This window comes from Actinomycetota bacterium (assembly GCA_018334075.1).
Classification (GTDB): Bacteria; Actinomycetota; Coriobacteriia; order Anaerosomatales; family UBA912; genus JAGXSC01.
This window is the reverse complement of record JAGXSC010000021.1, coordinates 28772-52248: the sequence shown is the minus strand read 5'-3', so window position 1 is coordinate 52248 and position 23477 is coordinate 28772. Positions and strand designations below refer to the sequence as shown.

Here is a 23477-nt window from a genome sequence, read left to right as displayed (position 1 = left end):
GTATACGCGCCTAAGCGCAACCGGGCTTCGCAGGGGCATAGTCGCGGGCGATTTCAGCGCAAGAGAGGTTGCCGAGGCGTCACTTCGCACAATTGAGGCCACCGATGGCGTGATCGGAGCATTCAATCAACTCACCCCCGAGCTGGCGCGAGCCGCCGCCGAAAAGATCGATGAGGCCAGAGCTCAATCTGTGCGCTCAGGCGAAGATCCCGACCTTGCCTTGCCGCCCCTTGCAGGCGTGCCGGCTGGGCTCAAGGACAACATGAACCTTCTCGGGACGCGCACCACCTGCAGCTCCCGAATGCTCGAAGGGTATGAAAGCGTATACGACTGCACCGCCGCCCGCAGATTGATCGACGCGGGAGCGTTGCCGGTGGGTAAGTGCAACATGGATGAATTCGCTTTTGGGAGCTCTACCGAGAACTCAGCCTTCCGATTGACCCGCAATCCCTGGGACACAGAGCGCGTCCCTGGCGGGAGCAGTGGAGGAAGCGCAGCGTGTGTCAGCTCCGGTCAGGTCACGATCTCTTTGGGCAGTGACACGGGCGGATCGGTCAGGCAGCCCGGCGCGCTTACCGGCACCGTTGCCGTAAAACCAACGTACGGCCGGGTCTCGCGGTACGGCCTGGTGGCTTTCGGAAGTTCTCTGGACCAGATCGGACCCTTCGCTCGAAGCGTTGAGGATGCGGCACTCGTGTTGCGCGCGATCGCCGGCTTCGATTCTGCTGATTCAACCTGCGTGAATATACCCGTTCCTGATTACACGGCGGCGGCCCGCGCCGGCATTGCCGATGGCGGCGTGAGCGGACTTAAAGTCGGGCTTGCAACCGGCCTTCTGCACGCCGATGGGTGCGCAGCCGAAGTCCGCGAAGCGACGCTGAAAGCGGCCGACATCTACGCTTCGCTCGGCGCGCAAGTCGACGAAGTCGAGCTTCCCAGCGCGACTCACGGGCTTTCGGCGTATTACATCATAGGCCCCGCCGAGGCCAGCTCGAACTTGGCCAGGTTCGACGGTGTGCGCTATGGGCACAGGGTGTCGGATCCGAGCGACATCCTCGATCTGTACATGCGCTCCCGCTCCGAGGGATTCGGACCTGAGGTCATCCGCCGCATAATGCTTGGGACCTACGCGCTTTCCGCCGGATACTACGACGCCTACTACGGCCAGGCGCAGAAGGCCCGCACGTTGATCAAGCAGGACTTCACCCGCGCTTTTTGCGATTTCGACATTATCTTGACTCCGACTTCGCCGACGGTGGCCTTCAAGTTCGGCGAGAAGTCTTCCGATCCGCTGGCCATGTATCTTGCCGACATCTACACGATTCCGGTGAACCTGGCAGGTCTGCCGGCAATGAGTGTCCCAGCTTCCTTGTGTCCCTCAACTGGACTTCCGATAGGGGTTCAGATCATCGCCGATTACTTCGCCGAGGAGACCATGTTTCGCGCGGCGGCCGCTTTCGAGAGAGTGGCAGAGTTCAAATGTATGCCGGCGGGGAATCATTCTCAATAGATGTGATATTGCCCGATGGGAGGAAGCTCATGACTGAACACAACGACAAGGACGCGAAACAGGGCGTGGAAACCGGATTGATTGAGAAGGCTTTTCTGATGGGTCTCGGCGCAACCGTATTTGCGCGGGAAAAGGCAGAAGAGCTCGCCGACGAGCTTATAAAGCGCGGCCAGATAACCAAGAGCGACTCCGAAGGATTCGTTGGCCGACTCTCCGACAAGGCTGATGAAACCACGTCCTCGCTCGGCAAGGCTATCGCGAAAGAGACCACGAAGGTTATCGAGGCCATGGGTCTTGCGTCCCAGAAGGATGTGGAGCGCCTTCAGGTCGAGCTCACCGAGATCAAGGCGCTTCTCGCCGCTCGCAGATCTGATTCCGATGGCCCGATAGAGCCGTGAGAGTCAGGGGCCAGAGCTCCGCAGACAAGATGCGGCAATTCGAGCGGCATCGGGAGATAATTAAGGTGCTCGCCGAGGAGGGCTTGCACATTGTGATAGCCGCTGCTGGCCTGCGAAGGTTCGGCCCGATACCCAAGCACGCCCCGAAAACCCAGCCCGACTCTGAGGTGACGGTTGAAGAGAGGATCCGGCGGACGCTGGAGCGCCTCGGCCCGATGTTTGTGAAGGTCGGACAGGCTATCTCGACCCGCACGGACGTAATCTCGCCGGAGCTGGCCACCGCGCTCTCAAAACTGCAGGACGATGTGGCGCCCGAGTCATTCGAGGTCGTTCGCTCGGTCATCGAAGCCGAGCTCGGCGCTTCGCTCGAGGAGCTGTTTGCCCACTTCGATGAGGTCCCTGCCGCGTCTGCCTCTATAGGGCAGGTCCATAAGGCAACACTCTTTGACGGATCCAGCGTGGCGGTGAAGGTTCAAAGACCTGGTGTTCAAGGCATTGTCGAGCGAGATATCGGGATCGTGACCTCACAGGTCAGGTGGCTGGATGCGCATACCGATGTTTTCGGGGATATCGATGCGGTATCGATAGCCGATGAGTTCGCTCTGGCCGTACGCGAGGAGCTTGATTACATCAAGGAGGCGTCCAACGCCGAGATGTTATGGCGAGCGTTTCGGGATGATGAAAGTGTGGCGTTCCCACGCGTTCACTGGGCAACTACAACGTCGAAGGTGCTTACCCTGGACTGGCTGGATGGAGTTCGGATGAACCGGCTCGAGGAGCTTGATAGCTCCGGAGCCAATCGCGCTATCTTAGCCCAACGGGGCATCAACTGCTACCTTCGGCAAATGCTTGAGCTCGGCTACTTCCATGCCGACGCGCATCCAGGAAACTACTTTGCTCTCCCTGATGGGCGGGTCGGTTTCACCGACTTCGGGCGAATGGGCTGGATATCCGAGGAGTCTCGGCACCGCTTTATCGATCTGGTGTGGGCCGCAATAAACAGGGACTATGGCCTGGCGACAGATACTCTTGTCGCCGTGGGCAACAACCCGGCGGTCGATGATGTCGCACTTAGGCGAGAGGTTGGTCGCCTGATCAACAAGTATCATGGCCGCGAATTGGGGCGCATCAACTTCGCTGAGCTTTCTGCCGAGATGCTGGGGTTGATTCGAAACTACTCGCTGGGGGTCCCGAGTGATTTTGCACTTATTCTCGGCACCTTTGTTGTGCTTGAGGGAGTGGGTCGTATGCTCGATCCCGAGTTCGATTTTGCGACTACGGCTAAGCCCTACATTACGCAAGTCGTTCAGGAACGCTCGAGCCCCGAGGTTCTTGCTGGCCGAGGGCTTAGGGCATTCGGTCACGCGATGCGTGTGCTGGAGCAACTTCCGGATTCAGCAGACCGGGTGCTCAGGAGATTGTCCAAAGGCGAGGTAAAGGTTTCGGTAAGAGTCACTGGCTACGATGATCTGTTGAGCAGGCTTCAAGAGCTGGTGAACAGACTGGCGTTTGCAATTATCGTGGCGGCCCTGATAATCGGTTTCGCTTCACTTCTTAGCGCCGCGGGTGCACCTGCGTGGGTGCAGTATGTTGGGCAGATCGGACTTTTTGCCGCCTTCGGGATCAGCTTCTGGTTTTTCGGCTCGATAATTCTTGCCAGACTTCGGGGAAGGAAGCGCTAAGGCCTTTAAGTTCGAGTAGAATCGCATGGCGAGATGTCCATGCGTTCCCGGGCATATACACGAAGCATTACCTGCGATATTGGATTGAAAGGACATTTGTGTGGCAAAGGAACGGCTATATGAGCTACTTACTCAGTGGGAAGCCGTCATAGGCCTCGAGATACACACTGAGCTGACCGCATGTGACACGAAGATGTTCTGCGCATGTCCGGTAGAGTTCGCCGGCGAGCCCAACACGCGGGTCTGTCCGGTTTGCCTTGGGTTGCCTGGGGCGTTGCCGGTACCAAATGAGCGCGCCATTGAGCTTACCGTTCTCGCGGGACTTGCAACCTCGTGCGAGATAGCGCTCGAAAGCAGGTTTCACAGGAAGCAGTATTTCTATCCCGACATGCCGAAGGACTATCAGATATCCCAGTACGATCACCCTTTTTGCGTTCAGGGCACCATAGATATCCAGATCGATGGCCGAGGAGTCGAGCAGCGAGTAGACCGTGAGCACTCTTCCGGTGTGACTTTGATCGGGCAAGACGCAAGCGCCTATACCACGCAAATCGGCATCACGCGCATACACCTCGAGGAGGACACCGGCAAGATGATTCACGTCGGCGGAGCGGAAGGCCGGCTTGCTGGCGCCACGCACTCCCTCGTGGACTTCAATCGCGCTGGGACGCCCCTCATTGAGCTTGTCACAGAGCCCGATATCCGGACTCCCGAGGAAGCCCGACGCTTCGCTCAGCAGCTGCGACTGACCTGGCTGACCCTTGGGATATCCGATTGCAACATGGAGGAGGGCTCCATGCGAGTCGATGCGAACGTAAGCGTTCGCAAGCGCGGCGAGACGACCTTCGGGGTCAAGGCCGAGATCAAGAACTTGAACTCGTTTAAATCCCTCCATGATGGAGTCGCGCACGAAATCGTCAGGCAGATCGACACACTCGAGTCGGGCGGTGTGGTCGTCCAGGAGACGCGCCACTGGGATGCTTCCGCAAAACGCACTACAAGCCTGCGCAGCAAGGAAGAAGCGCACGATTACCGGTACTTTCCGGAGCCGGATATGGTTCCGTTCGAGTTTTCAGCGCAGTGGGTAGAGGCGCTTCGAGAGAAGCTGCCGGAGCTTCCCGTAGCGAAGCGCGAAAGATACATGCGCGACTTCGGGCTCTCGGCATATGACGCCAACATCCTTGTCAGTGAAGGGGATCTCTCATCGTTGTTCGAGGCTACAGTCGAGATCGTGAGTCCCGCAAAAGCAAAGGCCGTCGCCAATCTGGTGCTCAATGACGTCTCGGCGCTGTTGAATCTCGAAGGAAAAAGCGTGCATGACCTCTCTATCACTCCGTCGTCGCTGGCGGAGCTGGTTTCGCTTGTGGATAGCGGGTCCATATCGAGCAGACAGGCCAAGGAGGTGTTCGCCGAGATGGCCGAGACGGGGCACGCGCCAGGATCGATCGTCGAGGCTCGCGGTATGCGACAGGTGAGCGACTCCTCGGCGATTGAGGAAGCGGTCGACAGGGTGCTTCAGGCGCACCCCGGGCAGGTCGCTAGCTTCCGTGGAGGTAAGGCCGGGCTACTCGGCTTCTTTGTGGGCCAGGTGATGCGCGAGACAAAGGGACAGGCCAACCCGAACATCGTCAATGAGCTGCTTCGCGAGAAGCTGGGCCAGTAGCGCTCCGACCGGTAAGAACGCATCTGTAAGACTGCGAGTACCCATTCGGGAGCTTGTCGGGTATATTGTGTGCTCAATAGCTTGAAAAACCGTAATAAGGAGCGAGCATCATGGGAAGCGAAAGCGCAAAGTCGTTTGCAGTGGTGACTGACAGTACCGCCGATATCCCGCGACACGTCTATGAGGAGCGGAATATCACGGTGGTTCCCCTCTACGTGAATTTTGGCGATGAGTCCATGCTCGACGGAACGCTATCCCAGGAGGAGTTCTTCGCTCGCATGGCGGCTTCGCCTGCTCTGCCGACGACATCACAGCCATCGGTAGGCGCTTTCAAAGAGGCTTACGAGCGGCTGTTGCAGACGGTAGACGAGGTCGTGTCGATTCACATCTCGAGCAAGCTGTCCGGGACGCTGGACTCGGCACGCCAGGCCGCCGAGAGCTTTAACGGGCGTGCACACGTTTTCGACTCCCGCAACCTTTCTGGGGGGCTGGCATTCATGGTGCACGATGCTGTGGCCGCCGCCAAGGAGGGGTTGAGCCCTCAGGCGACGATCGAAAGGCTTGAGGGTATTCGGGATCGGGTCAAGATGATCGTCGGATTTGATTCACTTGATAATCTGGTAAAAGGCGGTCGTATCGGCAAAGTTTCGGCCTTTCTCGGTTCCATGCTCAACCTCAAGGTGACAATCACGGTCGATCCGGAAGGCGCTTTTCAGCCTGTGGCCCGCACCCGGGGTGAAAAAGCCGCTCTCGAGCATACTATCGAGTGGGTGGCAAACCAGATGGGCAGTGCCCGTACGGGGAAATTCTATGTCCTTCACGCCCTGTCCGCTGAGCGTGCCGAGCGCCTGCGGGACGATATCGCGAAGCGATTCGAGGGCAGTGAGGTCGCCGTTTACGAAGTAGGCTCCGTTATAGCTGCTCATACCGGAACCGCATGGGGTGTTGCGGTTCTGCCCGCTGACTGAATCGCGAGCAGGGATTTGCCGCGTTGCGCCGGCGGTACGCTCTGGCTCACTGCCCCTAGGAGTCGCTGCGCATCCTGAGCACTCGAAGCGCGTGTCCCGCAAGATGCGGCGCATAGAGGATCGTCCTCGCGAACTGCGCGAGCGCTTGTGAAACCAGCGGCTCTTCAGGAGTGTCGGCAGAGAGCTTGCTGAGCCGGATAGCGTTTTCCGCCAGCAGCGAAGGCGCTGCGGGGTAAGACGTGTCTGCTGTTTCCATCGGCGCCATGGGCAAGAGATGATTCCCGGAGACAGCCACAAAGCCTGAGTCGCCGGCGAAAAGCCTGACAGTTTTAGCCTGAAGCCGCCTCGCCGCAGCGTACAGCGGTTCTTGCCGGGTGTGCTCAAACGCGCTCAAGCAGGCGGCTGTTGTGGCGGCATAATCCTCGAGGAAGCGCAATGACGCAACACTACGATCGTCAGGCTGGCGCACGAGCTCGTTGCCTTTGAGGCAAGTCGAGAGTATCCACTCAAGCGTGTCCAGGCCCGATTTCACCATAGCGTCGTCGCCGAATGCGACGCCTGCCTCTACCAGTCCTCGGGAGGCGATTGCGTTGTATGAGGTGATGACGTTGCCCGCCGCAGAGCAGTATCCACCCTCGGGGTGCGAAAGATCACGCCCCAGGAACTCGAAGATCGCTTGTGCCGCAAGCCGGTAACTGTCGTCGCTGTCGATTTTGTGGAGCGTGGCCAACGTAGACAGGAACGCCCCCTGATCGCCGAGGGCTTTCTCCGAAGATGGCTTGCGCCACTCCCTGTCTTCGGTGTAGCGGAAGATTCCCCCGGCCTCGCGATCAAATAGTCCGCCGTCGAGTATCGACTGAACCCAACGGGAAGCGGCCTCTAACTGCCAAGACTTTTTCGTGGATTGGTGCGAGGCGAGTAGGAAGTCTACCACCGTAGGCTGAGGATACTTCGGGCCTTCCCCAAGCCCGCCGAAGGAAAGATCGAGCATCCCGCGAATCCTGTCAGCCGCTTCTTCGGCGTCGCGTACCGTAAGCTCACTTGCGTCCACCGAGTATATGTTTTGCATCAACGCCAATGCGTCTGCTCCGGCTGCCTCGGCATCCTCTCGCCTAAGTATCCAGGACTCCATAGCTGAAGCGGCCGCGTCAATTGCGCTTGGCCCGCTTGACTCCGATGCGATTCTTGGCAGGTAAGCCCAGCTAAGAAAGGGTAGCGCGTCAGGCAGGAGGAAAACGTTTAGCGGCCACCCGCCGATTCCCGTACTTGCCCCCGCGTACGTCTGATAGAAGGAGTCGATGTCAGGCCTTAGATCCCGATCGACCTTTACGCACACGAACTGGCGATTGACAAACCCGGCAAAGCTCGAGTCGTTGAAAGAATCAACCTGCATAGCGCGGCACATATGACAGGCCTGATGGCCTATCGATAGAAAGATCGGCCGACCCAGTTTGGCAGCCCGCTTGAAGGCCCGGCTATCCCACGGGCGCCAGTTGACCAGGTCTGTCGAGTGTGCAGCTAGATGAGCTGATCGTTGCTCGGCAAGTCGGTTTTGAGTCGGTTGCTCTGACTCCTCGGTCACGAGCTTCCTTTGGTCGAGGACGCTCTCCTCAATGCTTGCGCGAATCTCTCCTGCCTGAATCTGTGCTCCTCGGCGGCATAGTGGGCGGTTACCACATCCACTGCCCTATCTCCGTTGCGTGCTCTGTTACCAGCAGCCGAGTCTGTTGTCCCGGCATTGGAGATGGCGCTTTGTTCGGAAGCGTTCAATCGATTCATGTTCCCCCGATCCGTCGGTGCACAAATTTTGAAAGAAGAACCGTTGAAACTATACCCCTAATTGGCCCAAATCGCAGCCAATATCGAATAAGATTCTCATTAATCTGATTAGCGGCGTTTAGAGCTGAGGAGACCCAAGTGATGCACAGTGCGGCAGGCGGCCACTCCGGACTTCTCGCAGACATGTACCAGCTGAGCATGGCTCAGGGGTATTGGCTTACCTCGGCAAGTGAGATGGAGGCCTCGTTTTACGTTTCTTTCAGGGAAAATCCGTTTGGCGGCGGGTTTACGCTCTTTTGCGGCTTGGAGCAGGTTCTCGATCACCTGGAAAGACTCAGGTTCAGCGACTCTGACATCGAACATCTCGCCGGAATGACAGGTTCAGATGGCGCACCGCTATTCGATGCGGGCTGCCTGAAGCGCTTTCGGGAATTTAGATTCAAAGGCGACGTGGACGCTGTTGCCGAAGGCACCGTTGTATTTCCGGGAGAGCCGGTTCTCAAAGTGACCGGCCCCATCGCCGATTGCCAGCTGGTTGAAAGCGCGACTCTAAACACACTCAACTTCCAGTCGCTTGTCGCGACCAAGGCATCAAGGGTCTGTCTTGCCGCCGGAAAAGACCCGGTCGTGGAGTTCGGACTTCGCCGAGCCCAGGGACCTGACGGTGCGCTTTCGGCGAGCCGGGCAGCGTACGTCGGAGGGTGCGTAGCTACCTCCAACACACTTGCATCGAGATTTTTCGGCATACCTGCTGCAGGAACTCATGCTCACAGTTGGGTTGTCGCCTTCGACGAAGAGGAGGAGGCTTTCGAGGCGTTCGCGCGGACCATGCCAGGCAACTGCACATTCCTGGTTGACACCTATGACACCTTGCGAGGAGTTCGAAGGGCCGTCGATGTCGCCAAACGCATGCGGCTACGCGGTCAAGAGATGGCGGGTATCCGTATAGACTCCGGAGATTTGGCGTATCTTTCCGTGGAGGCAAGGAAGATTCTGGATGAAGGCGGTTTCCCCTCGGCGAAGATCGTTGCCAGCAATGAGCTGGACGAACATGTGATCACCAGCTTGAAAAATCAAGGCGCGGCTGTCGATATTTGGGGCGTGGGCACCAAGCTCGTGACCGCATTCGATCAGCCCGCGATAAGCGGCGTATACAAGCTTTCGGCGGTCAGGCGCAGGGGTGGCGAGTGGGTGCCGCGCATCAAGATATCGGAGCAGACGGCGAAGGTCACCATCCCTGGCATCCTTGGTGTACGGCGTTATTTTTCGGAAGATGGAATCGCCGGCGACATGGTGTATGACCTCCACGCGCCGCCTTCTGCCGAGGCGTGCATGATCGACCCTCTAGATGTTACGAGGCGCAAGTGTTTCGACGCGAAGCAAGGGTACACTGACATCCTCCGCCCTGTCCTGCGTGGGGGCGGGAGAACAGAGCCGCAAGAGCCGCTTGAGAGCATCAGGAGCCGGGCTATATCGGAGGTCGACGCGCTGGACCCTGCTATCAAGCGCTTCTTGAACCCGCAAGGATATCCAGTGGGACTGGAGAGCTCATTATACGAGCGGAGAAAAGATCTTATTATGCTGCACAGGAGCGACCCGGACCAAAAGAGATGAAACTGCTTGCTCGGCTTTTTGCGGGCGGCTGGGAATATCTGTAACAGGAGGTATCGCCGATGGACGCACTTGTGTTGGTGGACATCCAAAACGACTTTATGAGCTCTGGCGCTCTTGCTGTTCCGCGTGCCGATGAAGTGGTGCCGGTGGCAAACGCGCTTATTCAGCGGTTCGGAAACATGGTTATAGCGACACAGGACTGGCACCCCCCCCGGGCATCTGAGCTTCGCTTCTTCTCATAGCGGAAAGGCGCCTGGGGATGTAGTGGAGATCGATGGCGTCCAGCAGACGCTCTGGCCGGATCACTGTGTTCAGCAGAGCGCCGGCGCGTCGTTTCACTCGGGACTGGACATCTCCGGCATTCACCATGTCGTCCGCAAGGGAGCCGATCCCAGGATCGATAGCTATAGCGGGTTTTTCGACAACGACCGGCGCCACTCGACAGGGCTGGAGGTTCTGCTGAAGCGGCATCGTGTCTCGAGACTGCTGCTCGCCGGAGTTGCTACCGATTACTGTGTGTTGTTTACAGCGCTCGATGCCAAGAGACTTGGCTTTCAGGTCGTGGTTGTCAAAGACGGGTGCCGAGCCGTTGGTTTGGCTCCCAATGATGAAAGTGATGCGTGGACGCGCATGAAGCAGGCGGGCTGCCACGTCATTGCCATTGCCGATGTGGTCGGTGCATGAGCGTGCATCAGAATAGCTCTTGCAAGTCCCGCATCGCCTCGGTCGCGTTTTCAAGGCACCAATCTTCAAGCGACATGAAGAAGTTAGGATGCACAGGTACGCCCATCGCTACGAAAAGGTCGACTATCGATTCGAGAAGATAATCGCTGAACAGAACCGCCTCAATGAGATCGGGGTTCATGAAATCGGTGGTAATCGGGGTCGGTGTCCAGAAATGCTTGACGTCGCCATCCCGAACGATCAGGTCGAGCACCAGGTTGCCGGCGGTGGTCACTACTACGGAGTATTCGTCTTCTATGCTCTTTTCCAGTGCCGCCATGTTCTTCTCGAGACCCGCTACCCGTGTCAGGGTATCCTCGTCGACAGCCATGACAAACGGGGGCGCGGGCAGCGACTTGAACAGCTCGCGCATGTTCACGGCACATATCAAGGCGCGATCGGGAACCGACTTCAGCAGAAGTTCGAGAGCGATGTTGGCTTCCAGCGCCGAGGTTGAATTAAGCACGATCATAAACATGTAGCATGTTTCATCGTTATAGTAATCGCGTATCAGTGCAAGACCGCGCGATGTCTTGATCACCGTATCATCCTCCGGGCGTGCTTGACTCGTGTTGCATGTGATCATGCTTGTATCGAATCTATCGGCAGGCATGCCGGAGAGCTGAAGCGTGCACGAGACGAAAGGCTGGAGTAATCTTTAAAGGACGGTTCGTCCATCGAGGTCAGGAGTAAGCGAAGATGAAAGTCGTTGCCATAAACGGGTCGCCGAGAGTAGGCGGCAATACCGCTTCACTCGTGAATATGGTGTTCGAGCCACTCGAGGAGGCGGGTATCGAGTGCGTCCAGATGCAGACCGCCGGGAAGGTGGTTTTGGGGTGCACCGCGTGCTCGGCCTGCTATAAGAGGGCAGATGGCCAGTGTCATGGCCGAGATGATTTCGTCAATGTCATCATCGAGGAGCTCAAAGAAGCCGACGGCATCATCCTGGCTTCTCCTGTTTATTTTGCCGATGTGAGTAGCGACATGAAAGCGGTGATCGATCGGGTCGGGTATGTGTCCAGGGCCAACGGTAGTACTTTCGCTCGAAAGCCCGGAGCGGCGATCGTTGCGGTCAGAAGGGCGGGGGCCATCCATGCGCTAGACACAATGTCTCACTTCTTCCTTATCGGCGAGATGATGATGGTTGGTTCGAGCTACTGGAACATCGGAGTCGGGCGGCAACCGGGCGATGTCTTGCAGGATGAAGAAGGCGTGAGGACAATGCGCCGCCTTGGCGAGAATATGGCGTGGTTGCTCGGCAAGTTGAAGCAGGAAGGCCGGTAGCCGCTAAATGGAGACGCTGCTTGTGGCTTTAGCGGGCGTGGCGGGAGCCGTGGGAGGCATGTTTGCGGGACTGGCCGTGGGCGAATGGACTCGCGCTCGAGCGTCCTTTGTCTTTTGGTTGACGGGGATAGGCATCGTTTTGGCCGGTTCGTTTGTGGTGCTGACCGGCCAGTTGATAGGGGTGCTCTATTTGGCTGTTGCCGGTGTGGGGCTGACCGGAGGCGGGCTTACCGGCCTGAAGTACGGCTCGGGCAGGACACGGCTGCGTCATCCCGGCGCGGATGAAAAGACGGGCGGTTCTCGGAAGAAAACCTGACTTACGAGCTGCGGTCGAGCCGGAGCAGTTGTCTTAGCCTGTCGGGGCGAAAGTCGACACATACCTGTTCGCCGACTTCGAAAGTTGGAGTGTGTAGGCGGCCCTCGTTGTAAGCCGCAGCGCGATCGCGGGCGACGATATCTCTGGAGACATCGACTTCCACGTATTCGATGGCGTGCTTTGCGAGCCACTTACGAGCCTGTATGCAGTCGAAGCAGCCTGGCGTGCAGTACATCACCACGCCGACGGTGCCTGCCGAGGAATTTGGTTCTTGTGATGGCTCGGCGTCGCGCTGAGTCGGCAACCTATCCGGCTCAACTAGCTCGAGCTGCCGGAACAACACTTCATTGTCGGGCTGGTCATCGATGTCATGAACGTCCACATACCTAATGAAGCCATCGCGATCGACAATAAAGATAGCGCGCTCAGAGTGTCCATCCGGCTCTCTGAAGACTCCCCACTTCCGTGAAACCGCGCCATGCGGCCAGAAATCGGATGCGAGAGGGTAGGTGATGCCGTCCAGGTGCTCAGCCCAGGCTATGAGGGCTGGTGTGTGATCGACGCTTACACCCAGGACCTGGGTGTTGAGCTCCTCGAACCTGGCGAGTTGCGCCTGATACGAGGGAATCTGGCTGGTTCAAACAGGGGTCCACGCGAGCGGATAGAACACTACAACAACGTTTTTGCCCCGCTCGGCGGCAAGATCGAATTGGCTTCCGAGATGTGTCGGGAGCACAAGTTCAGGGGCTCTTTGTCCCGGTGACGGTGTCGACATTTACTGCCTCCTTTCGGGAGCTGGCCATGCTAACGCCAATGGTATCACCTCGAACCAGCGCAGCGCAGTGGCTTCCTTCGGAGAAACTGGTAAAATCAACACATTCGTACCAGCGCTTCACGCAACGCCAACTTTAGCCGATACATAACAGTGGCCGTACCAGGAGATGTGATGGAGCCTATTCCAGCACGTATCAGCCTTTGCCTGCAGGCGATTCCAGGCACCTTCATTCGCGCGATCACGCTTGTTGTGGTGACGGTGGTTTTTGCGCTGGCGTTCGCTCAAGACGCAGGCGCCATCTCTCGCGACACAATTATCTTGCGCGCTCAAAGGTGGGTCGATCTCGGGATTCCCTACAGCCAGACCTCCAGGTTCGAGGGTTATCGCCAGGACTGTTCAGGCTTTGTCTCCATGGCTTGGGTATTGCCGCCTCCTGGACGCACGACGCGCGATCTCGCGCAAGTCAGCGCCCCAATCACAAAAGACGAACTACAGCCGGGTGACATACTGCTAAAGCCCGGTTCGCATGTCGCGATATTCGCGGGGTGGGCCAATCCGGAGCGCACCAGGTGGCGTTCGCTGGAGCAGAGCAACTCGCAGAGGGGAGCGGTCTCCAGAGATATCGTGTACCCATTCTGGAATGAGACCGGTTATTCGCCATTTCGGTACCTTGGCGTCGACGATGATTTCCTCGATGTGATAGAGCCGGTGTGGGGTCTTTGCAGGTACGAGACGGCCATTCGAGCTTCGTGGTCAGCATTTCCGGCGGCTGGATCTGCGCGAAACGTGCTTCTGGCCACAGGGGAGACCTGGCCCGATGCTTTAGGCGGCGCATCCCTAGCGGGCGTACTCGACGCGCCGATACTGCTGACGCGTGCAAATACACTGCCTGTCGGCGTCAGAAACGAGATCGTTCGCCTCGGCGCGTCACGTGTCATTGTGCTCGGCGAAGAAGGAGCGGTCTCGCGAGATGTGATGAACGCGGTTGCCACCATCAGCGGCGTCTCTGTCGAGAGGATCGGCGGCGTGGATCGTTACGAGACAGCCAGCGAGATTGCCAGCAGGGCGGCAAGCGAGCGCCAGCGCGCCGGCAGGGGCTTGCCGAGCGCGGCATACATTGTCACGGGAGAGGACTTTCCGGATGCACTCTCTGTCTCGCCGATTGCCTATGCGACGGAGCGCCCGATCCTGTTGACCCGCCCCTCCTCGGCAGATACCGCCACGCTTGAAGTGCTGCGCGGCCTTCCGCTGAGCGAGGTCTTCGTTATCGGCGGGACCGGGGTCGTTGCGTCGAGCGTGGCCACGCAAGTCGCCGCAGTCGCGCCGCTAGTCACGCGCATTTCGGGGGCCGATCGCTACGCTACCTCGCTTGCCGTCGCGGCGCATGGCGAGCCCCTCGGCTTGAGATGGAGCGGGCTTGGCGTGGCGGCGGGCACGACCTTCCCCGATGCGCTCGCGGGCGGCATCGCCCAGGGTCGCCTCGGCTCGCTTTTGGTGCTCACTCCGCCGCACGCTATCGACGAGCGCGTAGAGTCGGCGATTCGGGTCAGGCGCGCGCAGATAGGCAAAGTTCGCGTCTACGGTGGCCCAGGCGCGGTTTCCGACGCCCCGCGCGCGCGGATCGCTCACGCCATGCGGGGCACGCGCTAATGCTTTCGATGTGCTAATTTCTCACTTATGACTACCTTTTCATTTTTCGCGCCGGCCCCATTGGGTATCGAAAGGCTGCTCGCCGAGGAGATACTCTCGCTTGGTGCGAGTAACGTTCGGCCTGCGCGAGCGGGCGTCGAATTCTCCGGCGAGCTCGCCGTTGGGTACAGGGTCTGCCTGTGGAGCAGGACGGCCTCGCGGGTTTTGCTGAGGCTCGCCGAGGTGCCGGCATCAAGCCCGGAGGAGCTTTACGAAGGCGTCAATTCGATCGCGTGGGAAGATCATGTCCCGGTCACAGGCTCGATAGCGGTCGACTTCACCGGCTCGAAATCGCCGATCACGCACTCGCACTATGGCGCGCTGAAGGTCAAAGACGCGATCGTCGACAGGTTCCGCGCACGCACGGGAGTTCGTCCCGATGTCGACATACTCACCCCGGATCTGAAGGTCAACGTCGTCGCGCGCTTACGCAGTGCAGTGATAAGCATCGACCTGTCGGGAGATGCGCTGCACAGGCGCGGTTACAGGGTGCCGGGAGTGCAGGTGACCGCTCCGCTCAAAGAGTCGCTGGCCGCGGCCGTCCTGCTCTTCTCGAAGTGGCCTCAAATCGCTGCGCAAGGCGGCCCCCTCATCGACCCCGTCTGCGGTTCAGGTACGTTACTTATCGAGGGAGCGGCGATCGCGGGTGACCGCGCTCCAGGTTTGCTGCGCTCAAGGTGGGGCTTCGATGGGTGGCTCGGGCACGATCCGCAAGCGTGGAGCGACCTCCTCGACGAGGCTGACACCCGGGCCGAGGAAGGAGTTGCTCGCATCCCTCCTGTTTTCGGCTGGGATATCGATCCGCGCGCTGTCGCTTTAGCAAACGAGTGCGTTCGCCGAGCAGGACTCGAACGTTACGTGAGTATCCGCCGAGGCGAAGCTCTTGAGGCATCACCGCCACAGAGCGCCGTCCGCTCGGAAGATGGCGTTTTAGGACTGCTGGCGATGAACCCGCCCTACGGCCAAAGGCTGAAAAGCGACGAAGGCCCGGGTGAGCTTTACGCCTTGCTCGGCGCGCGTGCGCGAGAGGCGTTTCCTGGCTACCGGCTAGCGATGATCGCACCGGAAGCCGCGCCCGCCGAGAGGATCGGAGTGCCCGCTATAGCCTCGCACGACATCTACAACGGCCGCATTCCTGCAAAGATCCACATCTTCGAGCTCCCGTGCCCGGTAATTTCCGGCGTCGGCCTTGCCGCCAGCCCGGATTTCTCGGCGGAGGTTATCTCGGCGACCGAATCCGCCTTCGCCAACAGGCTCCGCAAGAACGCGAGACACCTGCGCTCCTGGGCCAAGCGCTCCGGCGTCAGCTGCTACCGGCTTTACGACGCTGACATACCGGAGTACGCCGTCAGTGTCGATCGCTATGAAGGCGCTGGCCCCGACGCGGGCCGAGTGTGGGCGTGCGTGGCGGAGTACGCTCCACCGCGTACCATCGATCCAGCGGTCGCGAGCAGGCGTCTGGCCGAGGTAGTGGCGGCCGTTCCCGAGGTGCTCGGAATCGGCGCACAAGATGTGTTCGTGAAGGTCAGAAAGAAGCAGAGCGGCCGTTCGCAGTATGAGCGAATGGGCGAGCGGCAGGCTTACTTTACGGTCGCGGAAGGGGGGCTGCTCTTCCACGTCAATCTCTCCGACTACCTGGATACAGGACTTTTTCTCGATCACAGGATAACTCGCGAGATGCTGCGGGAGCGCTCCTTCGGCAAGAGGTTTCTCAACCTGTTCTCGTACACTGGCGCCGCGAGTGTTTACGCCGCTTCCGGCGGGGCGGCCGCCACGGTGAGCGTGGATATGTCTTCGACCTACCTTCAGTGGTCGGAGAGGAACATGGCCGCGAACGGGTTTTCTGGTGATGAGCACGTGAGGATCCGTGCCGACGTCTTAGCGTGGCTGTTTTCACCAGAGGCTAAATCGCTTGCCCCCTTCGACCTCATATTCTGTGATCCGCCGACCTTTTCGAACTCCAAGCGCATGGAAGAAAGCTTCGATGTGCAGCGCGATTACATCAAATTGCTTACCGCGGCGGCTGAGCTGCTGGCGCCTGACGGGGTGATCGTTTTCTCCAACAACATGCGCAAGTTCAAGATGGATCTCTCGGCGCTTGAGGGATCACAGCTTCTGGCCAAAAACATCACCGCCGAGACGATCCCGAAAGACTTCGAGCGCAACAAGAGGATCCACAACGTGTGGAGGATCAGCCGTGCCTCTCGGTAGCGACCTGCCAGCTTACACGCTACGCCGCTCCTCGCGCGCGCGACGCGTCCGGTTGCGGGTGAGCGCGGCCGAGGGGCTCGTGGTTGTCTTGCCGGCAAGGGCGCGAAAGGCCGATGCCGAAACCGCTATCCGCGCTCACTTTAGGTGGATCGAGCGAAACATGGCGGCCGTGGCGCTCCGTCGAGCCGAGCTTGCCGCGCACCCTAGCGAACTTTTGCCCGAGGTAGTCGATCTCGCCGCTTTCTCTGAACGCTGGCCTGTCACGATGCGCCCGGCGCCGCAAAAACGCGCGCGCGCACGAGTCGAGGGTGCTTCGATCGTCGTTTCCGGCGATGTGAGCGACCCGGTCGCCTGCCTGACGGCACTACGTCGGTGGCGCGACGAGCTCGCGAAAGCGCGGTTGCCGCTACTACTCGAAGAGCTCTCCTCGGCGGTAGGGATTTCGTATGGGCGCGCGTCGGTACGCGGCCAGCGCACCCGGTGGGCAAGCTGCTCGAGTACGGGCACGATCTCACTCAACCGCAACTTGGTGTTTCTTCCCAGAGATCTTGTCGAGTACGTCATCTTGCATGAGTTGGCCCATACCATCGAGCCGAATCACTCGCCACGTTTCTGGGCGTTGCTCTCATCACTGTGCCCGCAGGTAGGCTCCGCTCGTGCGCGGATGCGCGAAGCCGGTAGCCGGGTGCCTCCGTGGGCGGAGAAAACGTCCTCGCCGTAGGCCGAGACACCGCCAACACAACACACCCTGGGCGGACCTACCTCAGCAGCGGCGAGGCCTGCCGGACGCGTTCCACGACGCTTGCGGTCTGGGCCCTGACCTTCTCGGCAACGCCTCCTATCGGGGCAAAGGAGTCGTCGAGCAGGTGAAAAGGCGCGTGCTCCCCGATGGTTTCCTGCACCTGCGAGCGCCACTTCTCTGGCAGTAGCGGGTCGGGATCGACCTTGAGCATCGCGGCTAGCAGCAGCGTCCACGCGCGAGGTGTGCCGAGGTAAGCATCGTACCCGCCGCCGCCCGTTGCGCACAGGCGTCCGCCGCACACCTCCTCGGCAATCTGAACGAGGCCTTCTGCGATACCGCTGTAGCCGGAGAGGGTAAGCCCGAGGTGGGTCAGCTGATCTGTGTGCAGCGCATCGGCTCCGCATTGAGCGACGATCACATCGGGCTTGAACGCGGCTATCGCCGGAGCGATCACTTCCCGCAAGACAAGGCGGTAACAGGCATCGTCGGCCAGCGGTGGCAGCGGTACGTTAAGCGCGTAGCCCTTACCTGCTCCGACGCCCGTGTCTAGAACCCGTCCGGTGCCGGGAAACAGGTACCGTCCCGACTCGTGCACCGAGATGGTAAGCACGTCCGGGCTGTCATAGAAGATGCCTTCGACGCCGTCGCCATGGTGAGCGTCGATGTCGATGTAGGCCACGCGCAGGCCAGGATGGTCTCTGGTCATCACAGCGATAGCGCAGGCGGGATCGTTGTAGATGCAAAACCCGGACGCGGACTCGCGGTGCGCGTGGTGAAGTCCGCCCGCGATGCTCAAGGAGCTGCGAGCGTCGCCTTCTACGACCGCGCGAAGCGCTTCGATCGTGGCCCCGCATATCAGTGCGGCCGTCTCGTGCATCTGGTGGAAGGCGGGGGTGTCGGCGGTACCGATGCCGCGCCTCGCGCTGAAGCGCGCAGGGTCTTTCGAGGCATCCATCACGGTGTCGATGTATGCTCGGCTGTGCACGGTCGACAGGTCTTGTACTTCTGCGGCTTCGACTTCAACGATATTCGCCCTGGCACCGCGCCTCGACGGCGAATCACCATCGCATAAGTACCCGCATGCGTACATAAGATCGAGCGCGAGTGTGAAACGCTCAGGCCGCATCGGATGCATCGGCCCGAAGTCGTACTCGGCCATCTGCTGACTGTAGGGCAAGATCACTCTCATTGCGGCTCGCGGGTTAGTCGGCCCTCGCCGAAGGGAATAATCATTTACGTCCCGCCTGCTGGTCGAATAGGGTCACTTAGCGTATTATAAGATGCTTATGCTAATAACGTACGCCGATGGGAGGGTTGCTAATGGAAAACCATATTATGGTGTGGGAACTTCCAATAGAAAGTGCGATGGGGCAACGTCCCATCAAGCTTGATGATACCACTTTGCGAGATGGAGAGCAGACCGCCGGCGTGGTATTTACAAACGCCGAGAAGGTCAAGATAGCGCAGATGCTCGACGATGTCGGCGTCGACCAGATCGAAGCCGGAATTCCCGTGATGGGCGGTGATGAGCGCGCCGTTATCGAGGAGATCGCGAACATGGGGCTGAGGGCTTCTGTGCTCGGCTGGAACCGCGCGAACATCGTTGACATACAGACATCGCTTGATTGCGGCGTCGACGCGGTCGCCATCTCCCTTGCAACGAGCGACATCCACATCGCCACGAAGCTACAAAAGGACAGAGCCTGGGTTCTCAACACGATCCGTGAGTCCGTGGCCTTTGCTAAGAGTAACGGCGTCTATGTGTCGGTCAACGCCGAAGATGCGAGCCGCACAGAGATGGCTTTTCTGATCGAGTACGCCAAGGCTGCCAAGGCCGAGGGAGCGGACAGGATCAGGTTTTGCGACACGATAGGCGCGCTCGATCCTCTTCGCACCTACAAGGTGATCCGCGAGCTGATCGAGGCCACCGGCCTTGATGTGGAGATGCACACGCACAACGACTTCGGCCTTGCGGTGGCAAACGCGCTTGCCGGATTGCACGCTGGAGCGAACTGGGTCAATGTGACCGTCGGTGGACTTGGGGAAAGGGCTGGTAACGCAGCGCTCGAAGAGGTCGTGATGGCCCTGAAGTACATCGAGGGAGTTGAGCTCGAAATCGGCACCGAGAGCTTCCGGAAGATGGGCGAGTTTGTGATGGCGGCCGCGGGAAGGACTGTTCCTGTCTGGAAGTCGATCATCGGTACCAACGTATTTGCGCACGAAAGCGGCATTCACGCCGACGGGGTCATAAAGAATCCGAAAACATACGAGATATTTTCTCCTTGCGAGGTGGGTCTCGAGCGTCAGATAGTTGTAGGTAAGCACTCGGGCTCTCGCACTCTGGAGATGAAGTTCGAGGAGTACGGCGCTGAGATAACTCATGAAGATGCTGTTGGGCTGCTACCTATGGTGCGCACAAAGGCGATTGAACTCAAGCGCCCCCTCTTCGACAAGGAGCTGGTGGAGTTGTACGCGGAGTTCAAGCGTATGAAGACCTTGCAGTCCCGCACATAGTCAGCGAAAGGGTGGTCAAGATTTCTGGCAAAACAATCTCCGAGAAAATACTCTCGGCACACTCGGGTATCGATGCGCGTGCCGGCGACATCGTTATCGCCGATGTTGATTTCGTGATGGGACAGGACGGCACGTCGCCCCTTGCGATTCGCGCACTGGAAAAGATGGGTGTCGAGAGCCTTTTCGACCCTGCGAAGGTCGCTTTAGTCATAGACCACAGCAGCCCCAGCCCTATCGAGGGTGTCAGTGCTCTGCATACGATCATGCGTGACTTTTGCAAGAAGACAGGCTGCAAGATATACGACATCGGTGAGGGAGTTTGTCACCAGCTAATCCCGGAGCACGGGCATGTCGTCCCGGGTGATCTCATGGTTGGCTGTGACAGCCACACGTGCACCTATGGTGCGCTCAATGTTTTTTCCACCGGAGTGGGCAGCACCGATGGGGCGGCAGCGATGGCTTCGGGCAAGCTCTGGTTCAAGGTGCCTTCGACCATGAGGGTCACCTACGAGGGCGAGCTACAGCCCGGTGTCTATAGCAAGGACCTTATTTTGCATCTCTCGGGAAAGATCGGCGTGGACGGCGCGACATATGAGGCCATAGAGTTTCACGGGCCGGTAATAGATGCGCTGTCGATAGACGCCCGGATGACGATCTCTAACATGGCGGTCGAGGTGGGCGCGAAGGCCGGTCTCATGAAGGCCGACGCCAAGACTCTGGCCTGGTTTGAGGGTAGGAGTCCAAAATCCCCCGCTCCCGTTGAGCCCGACGAAGATGCTACATATATTAGAGAGCTGACTTTCGATGTATCTGGGATAGGTCCCCAGATCGCCAAACCCCATGCGGTGGACAATGTCTCTCCCATCGAGGAGGTAGCAGGCACTCCAATCGCCCAGGGTGTTCTCGGCACGTGTACCAATGGCCGTTTTGAGGACTTGAAGATCGCGGCTGACATTTTGCGCGGGAGAAAGATTCATCCTGACGTGCGTCTCATCGTTGCGCCAGCGAGCAAGCGGATTTTTCTCGACGCGATGAACGCCGGTTATGTGAGCGATCTTATCGAGGCAGGCGCTGTCTTTGTTACTCCGGGTTGCGGTCCTTGCGTGGGAACCCACAATGGAGTGCCGTCCGATGGCGAGAATGTGATAAGCACCGCCAACAGAAACTTCAAGGGGCGCATGGGTAATAGCAACGCGTTTATCTACCTAGGTTCTCCAGCCACGGTCGCCGCTTCGGTGCTTGAGGGCAAAATAGTCGACCCCAGAGAGGTGCTTTCATGAAGACGCTTTCCGCGAAGGCATATAAATACGGTGACGACATCAATACCGATTACATAATTTCCGGCAAGTACAAGTTCAAATCGGCTGATATGGAAGCGATGGCGGTTCACGCCATGGAAGACCTCGATCCCCGGTACTACGAGAAGGTCAGCCCGGAAGGCGGATTTCTTGTCGCCGGGAAGAACTTCGGCATGGGATCCAGCCGTGAGCAGGCGCCGTTGGTATTGATTCACAGCAACACAAAAGCTGTGCTGGCCAAGAGTTTCGCCAGGATATTCTTTCGCAATGCGATCAACACAGGACTTCCCGTTGTCGAGTGCGATACCGATCTGATCGATGACGGCGATGAGCTCACTGTCGATTTGACGGCTGGAATCATCACCAACCACACCAAGGGCACAGAGATACCCTTTCCGCCACTGCCTCCGGTGATGGCGCAGCTTTTGGCCGATGGCGGCCTGGTGGAGCACTTCAAGAAACACGGCGGATTCGCGCTGTAGGTCGCGTTTTTAAATGGGATGGACAGTGGCAGTGAGCAAAAAGAAGGCACTCGAAAAGAATACACCCGAAGCCGATGGCGCTCTCCTTAGAGGCACGGTCGAAGAGATCGCCGAGATGGCTTCCGGCAGCGAGGAGACACTGCTTTTGGTGGTGGGCTCACTGTCGTGCGATCGAAGGACGCAGCGCACGCTTGCTGCTCGTGTAGTGCGCTTGTTGACGGAAAGCAGGCCGGATCTGCTCAGGGGTTACGGACCCGAGCTCGCCGATGCCCTTTTGAGACCGGAGGCGCAAACGCGCTGGGAGATACTCGCCGCGCTGGAGAAGATGGTGGCCCAGGATGCAAGGGTCGCGGATCGGGCCATCGGCGCTACGGTTACATCCCTGCACGACGCAGAGTCCGGGATTACCCGACTCGCTGCGTTTCAACTGCTGTGTTCTTATGGCGCAACGACCGCCCATCGCTCGGAGAAGGTTTGGCCCTTCATCGATGAGGCGGTTCGCGTCTATCATGGGGATCCGGAGTTCCCGAGTATGCTTCTGGGAGTGTATCGTCTCGTGACCGGTGCCGCCTCAGATGAGGTGAAGTTGGCGGCTGCCAAAAGGATGGAGTTTGATGCGGAAACCGCTAAAGGTATCGTCGGCCATCGGGCCAGAATGATAGTTGGATGTGCGCCAACAAAGAAGAAGAAACTGAAGCGCTGAAATGGAGGTCTGCAACGCATGACGAGGCACACGGTAACAGTGATTCCCGGCGATGGTATTGGTCCTGAGCTAACCCAGGCCATGATCCGCGTCGTTGAGGCAACGGGCGTGGATATTGAGTGGGAGTTCGCTTACGCCGGCACGGATGTAATGGCCGAGTACGGAACACCCCTGCCAGACGAGGTGCTGGAATCCGTCCGCAAGAACAAGGTCGCTATCAAGGGCCCGATTACGACGCCTGTAGGTACTGGCTTTCGCAGCGTCAATGTCGCCTTGCGCAAAGAGCTCGATCTTTACGCCTGTCTCCGCCCCGCGTTTTCGATTCCCGGCAGCGGCGCGCGTTTCGAGGATATCGACCTGGTAATCGTCAGGGAGAACACGGAAGACCTCTACGCTGGAGTCGAGTTCGAGCAGGGCTCACAGGACGCCGCCGATCTCATCCGGTTTGCCGAAGAGCGTGGTGCCGGAAAGATCCGTCCGGACTCCGGACTGTCTATAAAGCCGATATCGATCACTGGCACAAGGCGAATCGTGAAGTTCGCCTTTGATTACGCGATAGCAAACGGCCGGAAAAAAATCACAGCGGTGCATAAGGCAAACATCCTCAAGCACTCCGACGGACTCTTTCTCAAGGTCGCCCGTGAGGTGGCGCAAGAGTACTCCGACAGCGGAATTGAGTTTGAGGATTACATAGTGGACGCCACCTGCATGCAGCTGGTGCTTCACCCGAAATGGTGGGACGTACTCGTGCTGCCCAACCTTTACGGGGACATAGTTTCCGATCTGTCCGCCGGTCTTGTCGGAGGACTGGGCATTGCTCCCGGAGCGAACATTGGCACCGAGTGCGCTCTGTTCGAGCCGGTACATGGCTCGGCGCCAAAGTACGCAGGCAAGAACATGGCAAACCCGACGGCGCAGATTCTCTCGGCGACGCTCATGCTAAGACACCTCGGCGAGAGCGATGCGGCTGACCGTCTCCTAGGCGCCGTGTACGAGGTCATTGGCGCCGGCGAGAAGGTCACCTACGATATCAGGCGCTCGCGTTATGGAAACACTGATGGCGCTGTCGGCACGCAGGAGTATGCCGATGCACTGATTGAGGCGATGGCGTAGGGAGCGTTTTCGG

The 23477-nt window shown here is 59.0% G+C and carries 21 protein-coding genes and 2 pseudogenes; 17 read left to right on the top strand and 6 right to left on the bottom strand.

Features of this window, described 5'->3' with window-relative positions; translation table 11 throughout:
• Positions 1–37: 37 nt before the first annotated feature.
• From gatA to KGZ89_03275, 5 genes are all read left to right on the top strand, one after another.
• The gene (gatA, locus tag KGZ89_03295; protein MBS3973874.1) at positions 38–1510 is read left to right on the top strand and encodes an Asp-tRNA(Asn)/Glu-tRNA(Gln) amidotransferase subunit GatA; all 1473 of its coding nucleotides are present in this window, start codon (positions 38–40) and stop codon (positions 1508–1510) included.
• A 29-nt stretch (positions 1511–1539) separates the two neighbouring features.
• On the top strand, positions 1540–1908 hold the full coding sequence (locus KGZ89_03290) for a hypothetical protein (GenBank protein MBS3973873.1): 369 nt from the start codon (positions 1540–1542) through the stop codon (positions 1906–1908).
• Positions 1905–3590, top strand: coding sequence for an AarF/ABC1/UbiB kinase family protein (locus KGZ89_03285; protein ID MBS3973872.1), 1686 nt, complete (start codon positions 1905–1907; stop codon positions 3588–3590). The genes KGZ89_03290 and KGZ89_03285 overlap by 4 nt, the downstream gene beginning before the upstream one ends.
• A 100-nt stretch (positions 3591–3690) precedes the next feature.
• Positions 3691–5253, top strand: coding sequence for an Asp-tRNA(Asn)/Glu-tRNA(Gln) amidotransferase subunit GatB (gene gatB, locus KGZ89_03280; protein ID MBS3973871.1), 1563 nt, complete (start codon positions 3691–3693; stop codon positions 5251–5253).
• A gap of 110 nt (positions 5254–5363) precedes the next feature.
• Positions 5364–6221 (top strand): DegV family protein, encoded by an 858-nt coding sequence (locus KGZ89_03275; protein ID MBS3973870.1) that lies wholly within the window; start codon positions 5364–5366, stop codon positions 6219–6221.
• A 55-nt stretch (positions 6222–6276) separates the two neighbouring features.
• Here the strand turns inward: KGZ89_03275 and KGZ89_03270 are convergent, their stop codons facing one another.
• Together KGZ89_03270 and KGZ89_03265 are read right to left on the bottom strand one after the other, a co-directional pair.
• Positions 6277–7803, bottom strand: a complete 1527-nt coding sequence (locus tag KGZ89_03270; GenBank protein ID MBS3973869.1) for a thioredoxin domain-containing protein — start codon at positions 7801–7803, stop codon at positions 6277–6279.
• Complete coding sequence (locus KGZ89_03265; protein MBS3973868.1) at positions 7800–7991, bottom strand: hypothetical protein; 192 nt, start codon at positions 7989–7991, stop codon at positions 7800–7802. Before KGZ89_03265 ends, KGZ89_03270 begins: the two co-directional genes overlap by 4 nt.
• A gap of 150 nt (positions 7992–8141) precedes the next feature.
• On the opposite strand from KGZ89_03265, the gene KGZ89_03260 reads away from it, so the two are divergent.
• Positions 8142–9614, top strand: coding sequence for a nicotinate phosphoribosyltransferase (locus KGZ89_03260; protein MBS3973867.1), 1473 nt, complete (start codon positions 8142–8144; stop codon positions 9612–9614).
• Between the two features lie 59 nt (positions 9615–9673).
• Positions 9674–10298 (top strand): annotated as a pseudogene (pncA, locus tag KGZ89_03255) (bifunctional nicotinamidase/pyrazinamidase).
• Between the two features lie 7 nt (positions 10299–10305).
• On the opposite strand, the gene KGZ89_03250 reads toward pncA, so the two are convergent.
• The gene (locus KGZ89_03250; protein MBS3973866.1) at positions 10306–10878 is read right to left on the bottom strand and encodes a hypothetical protein; all 573 of its coding nucleotides are present in this window, start codon (positions 10876–10878) and stop codon (positions 10306–10308) included.
• 158 nt (positions 10879–11036) lie between these two features.
• On the opposite strand from KGZ89_03250, the gene KGZ89_03245 reads away from it, so the two are divergent.
• Both KGZ89_03245 and KGZ89_03240 read left to right on the top strand, forming a co-directional pair.
• The gene (locus tag KGZ89_03245) at positions 11037–11621 is read left to right on the top strand and encodes a flavodoxin family protein (protein ID MBS3973865.1); all 585 of its coding nucleotides are present in this window, start codon (positions 11037–11039) and stop codon (positions 11619–11621) included.
• Between the two features lie 22 nt (positions 11622–11643).
• Positions 11644–11937 carry a hypothetical protein gene (locus KGZ89_03240; GenBank protein MBS3973864.1) on the top strand — a complete coding sequence of 98 codons (294 nt, stop codon included), beginning with the start codon at positions 11644–11646 and terminating at the stop codon, positions 11935–11937.
• 334 nt (positions 11938–12271) lie between these two features.
• Here the strand turns inward: KGZ89_03240 and KGZ89_03235 are convergent.
• A pseudogene (locus KGZ89_03235) lies at positions 12272–12565 on the bottom strand (redoxin domain-containing protein).
• Between the two features lie 9 nt (positions 12566–12574).
• On the bottom strand, positions 12575–12712 hold the full coding sequence (locus KGZ89_03230) for a redoxin family protein (GenBank protein ID MBS3973863.1): 138 nt from the start codon (positions 12710–12712) through the stop codon (positions 12575–12577).
• Positions 12713–12883: 171 nt separating this feature from the next.
• On the opposite strand from KGZ89_03230, the gene KGZ89_03225 reads away from it, so the two are divergent.
• From KGZ89_03225 to KGZ89_03215, 3 genes are read left to right on the top strand one after another with little or no spacing between them, the layout of a single operon-like run.
• Positions 12884–14362, top strand: coding sequence for a cell wall-binding repeat-containing protein (locus tag KGZ89_03225; GenBank protein ID MBS3973862.1), 1479 nt, complete (start codon positions 12884–12886; stop codon positions 14360–14362).
• Between the two features lie 27 nt (positions 14363–14389).
• Entirely contained in the window at positions 14390–16612 is a 2223-nt protein-coding gene (rlmKL, locus tag KGZ89_03220) for a bifunctional 23S rRNA (guanine(2069)-N(7))-methyltransferase RlmK/23S rRNA (guanine(2445)-N(2))-methyltransferase RlmL (GenBank protein MBS3973861.1), read from the top strand.
• Complete coding sequence (locus KGZ89_03215; GenBank protein MBS3973860.1) at positions 16599–17333, top strand: M48 family metallopeptidase; 735 nt, start codon at positions 16599–16601, stop codon at positions 17331–17333. Before rlmKL ends, KGZ89_03215 begins: the two co-directional genes overlap by 14 nt.
• A gap of 37 nt (positions 17334–17370) precedes the next feature.
• On the opposite strand, the gene KGZ89_03210 is transcribed toward KGZ89_03215, so the two are convergent.
• A complete protein-coding gene (locus KGZ89_03210; protein MBS3973859.1) occupies positions 17371–18543 on the bottom strand; it encodes an acetoin utilization protein AcuC in 1173 nt (390 codons plus the stop codon).
• A gap of 176 nt (positions 18544–18719) precedes the next feature.
• Here KGZ89_03210 and nifV point away from each other — a divergent pair, with 176 nt between their 5' ends.
• The 5 genes from nifV to KGZ89_03185 are packed head-to-tail and all read left to right on the top strand — an operon-like array spanning position 18720 to position 23464.
• A complete protein-coding gene (gene nifV, locus KGZ89_03205) occupies positions 18720–19868 on the top strand; it encodes a homocitrate synthase (GenBank protein ID MBS3973858.1) in 1149 nt (382 codons plus the stop codon).
• The gene (locus KGZ89_03200; protein ID MBS3973857.1) at positions 19865–21148 is read left to right on the top strand and encodes a 3-isopropylmalate dehydratase large subunit; all 1284 of its coding nucleotides are present in this window, start codon (positions 19865–19867) and stop codon (positions 21146–21148) included. Before nifV ends, KGZ89_03200 begins: the two co-directional genes overlap by 4 nt.
• Positions 21145–21648, top strand: a complete 504-nt coding sequence (locus KGZ89_03195) for a 3-isopropylmalate dehydratase small subunit (protein ID MBS3973856.1) — start codon at positions 21145–21147, stop codon at positions 21646–21648. Before KGZ89_03200 ends, KGZ89_03195 begins: the two co-directional genes overlap by 4 nt.
• Positions 21649–21679: 31 nt before the next feature.
• On the top strand, positions 21680–22351 hold the full coding sequence (locus tag KGZ89_03190; protein MBS3973855.1) for a hypothetical protein: 672 nt from the start codon (positions 21680–21682) through the stop codon (positions 22349–22351).
• A gap of 18 nt (positions 22352–22369) precedes the next feature.
• Entirely contained in the window at positions 22370–23464 is a 1095-nt protein-coding gene (locus tag KGZ89_03185) for an isocitrate/isopropylmalate dehydrogenase family protein (GenBank protein ID MBS3973854.1), read from the top strand.
• Positions 23465–23477: the final 13 nt, after the last annotated feature.

Bases quoted from the DNA above. Each gene is read 5' to 3' on its own strand.
- KGZ89_03290 (MBS3973873.1), top strand. From the start codon at position 1,540: ATGACTGAACACAACGACAAGGACGCGAAACAGGGCGTGGAAACCGGA.
- KGZ89_03195 (MBS3973856.1), top strand. From the start codon at position 21,145: ATGAAGACGCTTTCCGCGAAGGCATATAAATACGGTGACGACATCAAT.
- KGZ89_03275 (MBS3973870.1), top strand. From the start codon at position 5,364: ATGGGAAGCGAAAGCGCAAAGTCGTTTGCAGTGGTGACTGACAGTACC.
- KGZ89_03210 (MBS3973859.1), bottom strand. From the start codon at position 18,543: ATGAGAGTGATCTTGCCCTACAGTCAGCAGATGGCCGAGTACGACTTC.
- nifV (MBS3973858.1), top strand. From the start codon at position 18,720: ATGGGGCAACGTCCCATCAAGCTTGATGATACCACTTTGCGAGATGGA.
- KGZ89_03260 (MBS3973867.1), top strand. From the start codon at position 8,142: ATGCACAGTGCGGCAGGCGGCCACTCCGGACTTCTCGCAGACATGTAC.
- KGZ89_03185 (MBS3973854.1), top strand. From the start codon at position 22,370: ATGACGAGGCACACGGTAACAGTGATTCCCGGCGATGGTATTGGTCCT.
- KGZ89_03245 (MBS3973865.1), top strand. From the start codon at position 11,037: ATGAAAGTCGTTGCCATAAACGGGTCGCCGAGAGTAGGCGGCAATACC.
- KGZ89_03230 (MBS3973863.1), bottom strand. From the start codon at position 12,712: ATGTCGACACCGTCACCGGGACAAAGAGCCCCTGAACTTGTGCTCCCG.
- rlmKL (MBS3973861.1), top strand. From the start codon at position 14,390: ATGACTACCTTTTCATTTTTCGCGCCGGCCCCATTGGGTATCGAAAGG.
- KGZ89_03225 (MBS3973862.1), top strand. From the start codon at position 12,884: ATGGAGCCTATTCCAGCACGTATCAGCCTTTGCCTGCAGGCGATTCCA.